Source organism: Anaerolineae bacterium, from assembly GCA_014360855.1.
GTDB lineage: Bacteria > Chloroflexota > Anaerolineae > JACIWP01 > JACIWP01 > JACIWP01.
Genome location: JACIWP010000121.1, coordinates 1 through 8910, shown reverse-complemented (window position 1 = coordinate 8910; position 8910 = coordinate 1). Strand labels below are relative to the sequence as shown.

The 8910-nt window shown below is 63.5% G+C and carries 9 protein-coding genes; all 9 read left to right on the top strand.

All coding sequences use genetic code 11. From position 1 onward, the window contains the following. A partial coding sequence (locus H5T60_08060) for an Asp-tRNA(Asn)/Glu-tRNA(Gln) amidotransferase subunit GatA (protein MBC7242383.1) occupies positions 1-289 on the top strand: 289 nt, incomplete at its 5' end. Further along, complete coding sequence (locus H5T60_08055) at positions 286-1335, top strand: NTP transferase domain-containing protein (GenBank protein ID MBC7242382.1); 1050 nt, start codon at positions 286-288, stop codon at positions 1333-1335. The genes H5T60_08060 and H5T60_08055, both read left to right, overlap by 4 nt. 10 nt (positions 1336-1345) lie before the next feature. Then, entirely contained in the window at positions 1346-1618 is a 273-nt protein-coding gene (locus H5T60_08050) for a hypothetical protein (protein MBC7242381.1), read from the top strand. Then, the gene (locus tag H5T60_08045) at positions 1615-2784 is read left to right on the top strand and encodes an aminotransferase class I/II-fold pyridoxal phosphate-dependent enzyme (GenBank protein MBC7242380.1); all 1170 of its coding nucleotides are present in this window, start codon (positions 1615-1617) and stop codon (positions 2782-2784) included. The genes H5T60_08050 and H5T60_08045 overlap by 4 nt, the downstream gene beginning before the upstream one ends. 40 nt (positions 2785-2824) lie before the next feature. Next, positions 2825-4255 (top strand): Asp-tRNA(Asn)/Glu-tRNA(Gln) amidotransferase subunit GatB, encoded by a 1431-nt coding sequence (gatB, locus tag H5T60_08040; protein ID MBC7242379.1) that lies wholly within the window; start codon positions 2825-2827, stop codon positions 4253-4255. Positions 4256-4471: 216 nt separating this feature from the next. After that, entirely contained in the window at positions 4472-5722 is a 1251-nt protein-coding gene (locus H5T60_08035) for a Glu/Leu/Phe/Val dehydrogenase (protein ID MBC7242378.1), read from the top strand. 89 nt (positions 5723-5811) lie between these two features. Beyond that, complete coding sequence (rlmD, locus tag H5T60_08030) at positions 5812-7083, top strand: 23S rRNA (uracil(1939)-C(5))-methyltransferase RlmD (protein MBC7242377.1); 1272 nt, start codon at positions 5812-5814, stop codon at positions 7081-7083. A 54-nt stretch (positions 7084-7137) separates the two neighbouring features. Continuing rightward, positions 7138-8541: an MBL fold metallo-hydrolase gene (locus tag H5T60_08025; protein MBC7242376.1), complete on the top strand. Its 1404-nt coding sequence runs from the start codon at positions 7138-7140 to the stop codon at positions 8539-8541. 14 nt (positions 8542-8555) lie between these two features. Next, positions 8556-8910: hypothetical protein (locus tag H5T60_08020; GenBank protein ID MBC7242375.1), on the top strand; the 355-nt coding region annotated here is incomplete at its 3' end.

Below are 8910 nucleotides of genomic sequence, written 5' to 3'. Positions count from 1 at the left end.
GACCACCCCGATGGTCGCCTTTAAGATCGGGGAGAAGATCGCTGACCCGCTGAGCATGTATTTGACCGACATCTTCACCCTGGCGCCGTCGCTGGCCGGCATCTGCGGCATGGTGGTGCCGTGCGGCCTGGCGGACGGGATGCCGGTCGGCATGCAGATACTGACCGGCGCGTTTCAGGAACCCACCGCCCTGCGTGTCGCCTATGCCTATGAGCAGGCCACGGAATGGCATAAACTGCGTCCGCCGCTGGACGGAAAGGCAGAGGACAAGGAGGTCGTGAGACAGTGAAGGTCATCATCCCGCTCGCCGGCTTTGGGACGCGACTGCGTCCGCATACCTACACCAAGCCCAAACCCCTGGTGAACGTGGCCGGCAAGCCCGTCCTGGGCCATATCCTCGATAAGCTCGAGGGGCTGGATATCGAGGAAATCATCTTTATCACCGGCTACCTTGGCGACAAGATCGAGCAGTACGTCTCGCAGAACTATACCTTCCGGGCGCGCTATGTGGAGCAGAAAGAGCTGAAGGGACAGGCCCATGCCATCTGGCTGGCCAGGGAGCATGTCGCCGGCCCAGTGCTTATTATCTTCGTGGACACCATCTTCGAGGCCGACCTGAAGCCCCTCGAGCAGTTGACCAGCGACGGTGTCATCTTCGTCAAAGAGGTCGAGGACCCGCGGCGCTTCGGGGTCGTTACCATTCAGGACGGCATTATCACCCGCTTCGTGGAAAAGCCCAGTGAGCCCATCTCCAACCTGGCGGTCATCGGGGTGTATTATCTGAAGGACGCCAAACACCTGTTCGCCTGTATTGACGAGCTGATTGCCCGCAACATCCAGACCAAGGGGGAGTACTTCCTGGCCGATGCCCTGCAGTTGATGGTGGAGCAGGGGGCGCGGCTGAACGCCTGGCCGGTGGAGGTATGGGAGGACTGTGGGACGCCCGAGGCGGTGCTTCATACCAACCGCTACCTGCTGGAAAGGATCTCCCATCAGGAGCCGACGCCCAATTCCTGCATCGTGGTGCCGCCGGCCTATGTCCATCCCACCGCCCGCATTGAGCATTCGGTTATCGGGCCGTACGTGTACATCGGCGCGCACTGCCGCGTGGAATCATCCATCGTCGGGCCCTATGTCAGCCTGGCGGATCAAGGGGAGATTTACCGCTCGCTGGTGAACGACTCCATCATCAACAAGGGCGCGCACATCGAGAATGCCATGCTGACCCGCTCCCTCATCGGGGATGAGGCGCGGGTGCGGGGCAGCTTCGAGAGCCTGAACGTGGGGGACTCGTCCCAGGTGGATTCGGCCGCCGGCCTTGTGCCGCACCTGTAGGAGGGCGCGCATGGTGGAACTGTTCGCCCGGGCCGTGCAGGTGGAATGCTATTCCGGCTACACCTATGCCCAGGAGCCGCGCGCGGTCATCATGGAGGGCCAGCGGCATGAGATCCTTCGCATCACCGCACGCTGGCGCACACCGAGCGGGCCGGCCTTTCGCATCGAGACCTCCACGGGGCCGCATATCCTGCAGTACGACGAGACCATGGACGTGTGGACGTTGGCCAGCCCAGCGCCGGCGGAAGGGGCAGAAGAACAATCAGGAGGAGAGGATATATGATTTCATCGAAAGTCGCAGAGCGTGTGGCGAGCATCCCGCCTTCCGGCATCCGCCGCTTCTTTGACATCGCGGCGACCATGCAGAATGTCATCTCCCTGGGCATCGGGGAGCCGGATTTCACCACGCCGGCGCATATCATTGAGGCCGGCATCGAGGCCCTACGCCGCGGGGAGACCCATTATACGTCGAATGCCGGCATCTTCGAACTGCGCCAGGCCATTGCGGAGAACATCGCGCGCCTGTACGGTGTGCAGTACGACCCGGCCAAAGAGATATTCATCACCGTGGGCGTCTCCGAGGGCTTGTACCTGGCCCTGACCGCCCTGCTCAACCCCGGCGAAGAGGTGATCGTGCCGGAGCCCTGCTTCGTGGCCTATGTGCCGGAGGTGGTGCTGGCCGGCGGCGTGCCGGTGCGCATCCCCACCTGGGTCGAGAACAACTTCGAGGTCACGGCCGAGGAGATCGAACGGGCCATCACCCCGCGCACCAAGGCCCTCTTGATCGGCTATCCCAACAACCCCACCGGCGCGGTCATGAGCCGGGAGCGGCTGATGGCCATCGCCCAACTGGCGGAACGATATGACCTGGTGGTCATCTCCGACGAGATTTATGACCGGCTGGTATACGGCGTGGAGCATATCTGCTTCGCCTCCCTGCCGGGCATGCGCGAGCGCACCATCGTGCTCCAAGGCATGTCCAAGGCCTATGCCATGACGGGCTGGCGCGTGGGCTATGCCGCCGGCCCGGCCGAGCTCATCGCCCCCATGCTCAAGATTCACCAGTACACCATTATGTCGGCGCCGACCGTGGCGCAGATCGCCGCCCTGCGCGCCCTGAAACACGGGGAAGAGGACGTGCAGTACATGCGCGAGATGTACGACCGCCGGCGCCGGCTCATCGTGGCCGGCCTGAACAACATCGGCCTCTCCTGCTTCGAACCGAAGGGCGCCTTCTACGCCTTCCCCTGCATCCGCACCACCGGCCTCAGCTCCATGGAGTTCTCCGAACGCCTGCTGATGGAGGAGAAGGTGGCGGTGGTGCCGGGGAGCGCCTTCGGCGAATGCGGGGAGGGGTTTGTGCGCTGTTCCTATGCCTCATCGCTGGAAAACATCGAGGAGGCGCTGAACCGCATGGCGCGCTTCGTCCAGCGCCACCGGGAGGTGTAGCGCCGGCGATCCCGCTGAAAGCGTTACGGGAGGGACAGTTTTGGAGTACGAAGCCATCATCGGACTGGAAGTACACGCCCAACTGCTCACCCGCTCCAAGATGTTCTGCGGGTGCAGTGCGGACTATGCTGCCGCGCCGCCCAACACCCATGTCTGCCCGGTCTGCCTGGGCATGCCGGGGGTCCTGCCGGTCATCAACAAGCGCGCCGTGGAATACACCATCATGACCGGCCTGGCGCTCAACTGCAAGATCGCCGAGTTCTCGCGCTTTGCCCGCAAGAACTATCCCTACCCGGACCTGATGAAAGGCTATCAGATTTCCCAGTACGAGGAGCCGCTGTGCTACGACGGCTGGCTGAACATTGATGTGGACGGCGTGAGCAAGCGCATCGGCATTATCCGCGTGCACCTGGAGGAGGACACCGCCAAGCTGACCCATGTCGGCGAGTACAGCTTGATCGATGTGAACCGCTCCGGCGTGCCGCTGATGGAGATCGTCAGCCGGCCGGATATGCGCACCCCCGAAGAGGCGCGCCAATACCTCATCAAGCTCCAGCAGATCCTGCGCTACCTGGGTGTGTGCACCGGCAACATGGAAGAGGGGGCCATGCGCTGTGAGGCCAACATCTCCCTGCGGCCGGCGGGCTCCCAGGAATGGGGCACTAAGGTCGAGATCAAAAACCTCAACTCCTTCCGCTCCGTCAAACTGGCCCTGGAGTACGAGATCGCCCGCCAGACCGAGCTCCTGGAGCGCGGTGAGCGCGTCCGACAGGTCACCGTCGGCTGGGACGAACAGCGCAACGTGACCTTCGTCCAGCGGAGCAAAGAAGAGGCCCACGACTACCGCTATTTCCCCGAGCCGGACCTGCCGCCGCTGTACATCTCGCCGGAGTGGCTGGAGGAGATTCGCTCGCGGCTGGTGGAACTGCCCGATGCCAAGCAGGAGCGCTTTGCGCGCGAGTACGGCCTGGACCCCAAGGACGCGGCGGTGCTGGTGGCGGAGCGCGAGATCGCCGATTATTATGAGGCCTGTGTGAGGGAATATGGGGACCCGGTCAAGGTCTGCCACTGGATCAGCGGGGAGCTGTTCCGCCTGCTGAAGGCCACCGAGACGCCGGTGACGCAGGTGAAGATCACGCCGGCGCATCTGGCGGAACTGCTGAAGATGGTGGACGCCAACACCATTAACCTGAACACCGCCAAGCTGGTCTTCGACGAGATGTTCCAAACCGGCCGGCGGCCCCAGGACATCGTCCAGGAGAAGGGCCTGGCCCAGATCTCCGACGCGGACGAGCTTCTGCGCGTGGTACAACAGGTGATCGAGCAGAACCCGGAGCCGGTCCAGCAGTACCTGAAGGGCAAGGAACAGGTGCTCAGCTTCCTGCTTGGCCAGGTGATGCGGGCCACGCGCGGCAAGGCCAATCCAAAACTTGCCGGCGAATTGCTCCGCCGTTCACTAAAAGGGGAATAATTTGGAATCTTTCCCCTGAGGTGGTATAATTTGGGCCGGGCAGGCAACGGCGCCTGAATTTACGGATATGACGCGACAGCCGCCGCTTTGCCGCCCGTTCTCTATCCAAAAAAGAGGAACGGGCGGTGCTGTGTGTGCGACGAGGCAGTTGGGATACAGTATATTGAGATATTGTAAAGAGGCAATACCATCATTTTCAGAAAAGGGAGACCCACTATGCCAGAGAAACCGAATCCCTTCGAAATCGCTCAGCGCCAGTTGGATATGGCCGCGCAGATCCTCCGCCTGGACCCCGGTGTGCATGCGCTCCTGCGAGAACCCATGCGCGAACTGCATGTCACCATCCCGGTGCGCATGGACGATGGCACGGTCAAGGTGTTCAAGGGCTTTCGCGTACAGTACAATGATGCGCGCGGGCCGGCGAAAGGCGGCATCCGCTTCCACCCCGAGGAGACCATTGATACCGTGCGCGCCCTGGCGGCCTGGATGACCTGGAAGACCGCCGTGGTGGATATCCCCCTGGGCGGCGGCAAGGGCGGCATCATCTGCAACCCGAAGGAGATGTCCCAGGGCGAGCTGGAGCGCCTGAGCCGCGGTTACATCCGCCAGGTGGCCCGCATCATCGGGCCGGATAAGGACGTGCCGGCGCCCGATGTCTATACCAACCCACAGATCATGGCCTGGATGCTGGATGAATATGAGGTGATCACCGGCTCCCACTGTCCTGGTATCATCACCGGCAAGCCCTTGCCCCTGGGCGGTTCCGAGGGGCGCGGGGATGCCACGGCGCGCGGCGGTATGTACTGCATCTTGGAGGCGGCTAAAGTGCTGGGGATGAACGTGCGGGGCGCCACCATGGCCCTCCAGGGCTATGGCAACGTCGGCTCCTTCGCCCATAAGCTCGCGGAAGAACTGCTGGGCGTCAAAGTCATCGCCATAGCCGATGTGATGGGCGGCATCTATAACCCCGAAGGCTTTTCATATTCTGAGGTCTTCCCCCATTGTCAGAGAACTGGCTCCGTGGTTGGTTTTCCCGGTGCCCGTAGTATCACCAACGAGGAACTGCTGGAGATGGACGTGGACATCCTGGTGCCGGCCGCGCTGGAGGGCGTCATCACCGAGAAGAACGCCGGCAACGTCAAGGCGCGCATTGTGGCGGAGCTGGCCAACGGCCCCACCACCCCGGAGGCGGACGAGATCCTCTACCAGAACGGGGTGTACGTCATCCCGGACTTCCTCTGCAACGCCGGCGGCGTGACCGTCTCGTATTTCGAGCAGGTGCAGAACGCCTATAACTTCTACTGGTCGTTGGAAGAGGTGCATCAACGGCTGTACCAGAAGATGACGGCCGCCTTCCACGCGGTGCATGATATGGCCCAGAAGCACAAGGTGAACAACCGCATGGGCGCCTACCTGGTGGCGGTGGCGCGCGTGGCGGAAGCGGTGCGCCTGCGCGGCTGGGCATAATTCACGAGCAAGCGCAACCTGGGCCCTTGCCATATTCCCGGCAAGGGCCTTTTTTCCACCGTCAGCCGCTCGATCGGGGGAGAGATGGAATGGGTAAAAAAGGGCATGCGCCGGCGGAAGAGGGCATCGTTGTCGAGCTGGAGGGCATGGCGCACGGCGGTATGGCTATGGGGCGGGCCGGCGGCCGCGTGCTCTTTGTCCCCTACGGCGCGCCCGGCGACCGCGTGCGGGTGACCATCACTGAGGACCACGATTCCTGGGCACGGGCGCACATCCTGGAAATCCTGCGGCCCTCGCCGCATCGCGTCGAGCCGCCCTGCCCTTATTACCCGCGCTGCAGCGGCTGTCAGCTCCAGCACATCGCGTATGAGAAACAGGTGGCGGAAAAACGCCGCATCGTTCAGGACCAACTCGAGCGGCTGGCCCACCTGCGCGGCGTGCGGGTCGAGCCGGCGGTGCGCATGGAGGACCCATGGGAGTACCGCAACTCGGCCCAGTTGTTCCCGACCCCGGAGGGGGGATTGGGCATCCGCACCAGCTTCCATCCTGGTATCGTGCCCATCGAGGATTGCAAGCTGTTCCACCCATTGCTCCGCGAAATCTACGGCGTGCTGGACATCGAGGCGGAGAAGCTTCGCCGGCTTACCCTGCGCGCCGGCACGCGCACCGGCGACCAGCTCATCATTTTCGAGACCGAGGAAGGTTGGGTGCCCCACCTTTCGACCAACCTGCCCATCGCCTGCGCGCTGGATGAGGGGAAAGAGGTGCGGGCGCTCATCGGCAGTCCGTGGATCACCGAGGAGATCGCCGGCCGGCGCTTCCGCATCTCCGCCCTCAGCCCCTTCCCGCCCAACTCCGATATGGCGGAGCATATGCTGGACATCGCCTACGATTACCTCTCCCCCGAGCCAGAGGATATCCTGCTGGACGCCGGCTGTGGCGTGGGGTTGTTCAGCCTGTCCTATGTGGAGGATGTCGCCGGCGTGGTGGCGGTGGAGGATAACCCCTGGGCGGTCAACGACTTCGTGGTCAACGCCGGCGAGGCCGCGGCCGGCGTCATCTACGGCACCCTGGCGGAAGGGCTGGATGAGGTGGAGGGGCCGGTGGACCTGGCGCTCCTGTCGCCGCCGCATGAGGGGATTGACCGGGCAGTGGCGGAGAAGCTTGGCCGGCTGGCGCCGCGCCGGCTGGTCTATTACGCGGCGGACGTGGCGGCGCTGGCGCATGACGCGCGCTTCCTGCAGGAAGCCGGCTTCACCCTCGTGGAGGTCCAGCCGCTGGACATGACCCCGCAGACCTATCTGATTGCCGTGCTGGCGCTGTGGGAGCGCCGGCGGGCCTCCGCGCCGGCGCGCAGGTGACAATTTGCCGGCAGGTGTTGTATAATACCCGCAACCCATGCATAGAGGCTCGCCATGGAAATCCAGTTCCTCGGCGCAGTGCGCACCGTTACCGGCTCCATGCACCTGCTGGAGGTGAACGGCTTCCGGCTCCTGCTGGAATGTGGGCTGTTTCAGGGCCGTCGGCAGGAATCCTACGAGCGCAACCGCCAGCTCCCCTTTGACCCATCTTCCATTGACGCCATGGTGCTCTCGCACGCCCACATTGACCATTCGGGAAATATCCCGAACCTGGTGCGGCTGGGCTTCGGCGGGCCGATCTATGCCACGCCGGCCACACGCGACCTGTGCAGTGCCATGCTCCAGGACAGCGGCCATATCCAGGAGGAGAACGCCGCCTATGTGAACAAGCGGCGCGCCCGCCAGGGCCTGCCGCCGGTGGAGCCGATCTATACCGTCGCCGACGCCGTCGCCTGTCTGCCCTCCTTCGTCAGCGTTGGCTATCACCGCCCCATGCACATTGGCCCGGGCATCACGCTGACCTTTTACGACGCCGGCCATATTCTGGGTTCCGCTTTCGTCGTGCTTGACATTGAGGAAAATGGCCGCACGTATCGGCTGATGTTCAGCGGGGATGTGGGCCGGCGCGACCTGCCCATCCTGCGCGACCCGGAGACCGTGCCGGGGGTGAATTACCTCATCCTGGAGAGCACCTATGGCAACCGCCGGCATGAGACGCCCCAGGATGCCGAACGCCGGCTGAGGGAAATCGTCAATGAAACCTACCGTCAGGGCGGCAAGGTCATCATCCCCGCCTTCGCCGTGGGCCGCACCCAGGAGCTTGTCTATCACCTGCACCGCCTCTGGGAGGCGCGCAAAATCCCCCGTCTGCCGATCTTTGTGGACAGCCCGCTGGCGGTGAATGTCACCGAGATCTTCCGCCTGCATCCCGAATGCTACGATGAGGAAATCCGAGAATTCATTTCTTCCAATCATAGAAAAGACCCCTTTGGCTTCCAAGACCTGCGTTATATTCGCTCCGTGGAGGAGTCGAAGGAGCTGAACTTCCTGCGGGAGCCGGCTATCATCATCAGTGCCTCCGGCATGGCCGAGCACGGCCGCATCCTGCACCATCTCAAGAACAATATCGAGGATCCGCGCAACGTGGTCCTGCTGGTGGGGTTCCAGGCGGAGCACACCCTGGGCCGGCGCCTGCTGGAGCGCCAGCCGGAGGTGCGCATCTTCGGCGAGCCTTACCAACTGCGGGCGCGGGTGGAACTTATCACCGGCTACAGCGCCCATGCGGATTACGAGGAGCTGACCGCATACGTGCGCGGCATGGAGCTGGGCCGGCTGAAGCAGATATGGTTGGTGCACGGCGAGGCAGAGGCCGCCCAGAGCCTGGCGGACAAACTACGCCCCCTGGGCGGATTTACGGTAACGGTGCCGGCGCCCGGCGAAAGGGCGGCGCTCCAGTGAACAGGAGGTGAAAGATGCGCAATCGGGGCCTGCTGTACGTGGGTATCATGGTTCTGCTGTTGGGCCTGCTCTTTTTCTTCACCAGCGTGGGGAGCCTCTTGTTGGGGCCGGACAGCCCCCTGAGCCTCGGCCGGCTGTGGCCGCTCCTGCTGGGCTGGGCGGCTGTCGGCTTTTTCCTGCCCCTCCTCATCTGGTGGGACCAGCGCCGGCAGTTGTACGGCCTGACCTTCCCGGGGGTTCTCCTGCTGGTCAACTGCCTGGCGTTCCTGTTCACCAGCCTGACCGGGAAATGGGGGGCCTGGGCCTACCTCTGGACCGTGGAGCCGCTGGGGGTGGCGCTGGGCCTGTTGGCGAGGGATTTCTTTGGCC

What these genes read in the sequence shown, in the direction of transcription:
- H5T60_08050 (MBC7242381.1), top strand. Translation starts at nt 1,346, where the DNA reads ATGGTGGAACTGTTCGCCCGGGCCGTGCAGGTGGAATGCTATTCCGGC.
- H5T60_08045 (MBC7242380.1), top strand. Translation starts at nt 1,615, where the DNA reads ATGATTTCATCGAAAGTCGCAGAGCGTGTGGCGAGCATCCCGCCTTCC.
- H5T60_08035 (MBC7242378.1), top strand. Translation starts at nt 4,472, where the DNA reads ATGCCAGAGAAACCGAATCCCTTCGAAATCGCTCAGCGCCAGTTGGAT.
- rlmD (MBC7242377.1), top strand. Translation starts at nt 5,812, where the DNA reads ATGGGTAAAAAAGGGCATGCGCCGGCGGAAGAGGGCATCGTTGTCGAG.
- H5T60_08025 (MBC7242376.1), top strand. Translation starts at nt 7,138, where the DNA reads ATGGAAATCCAGTTCCTCGGCGCAGTGCGCACCGTTACCGGCTCCATG.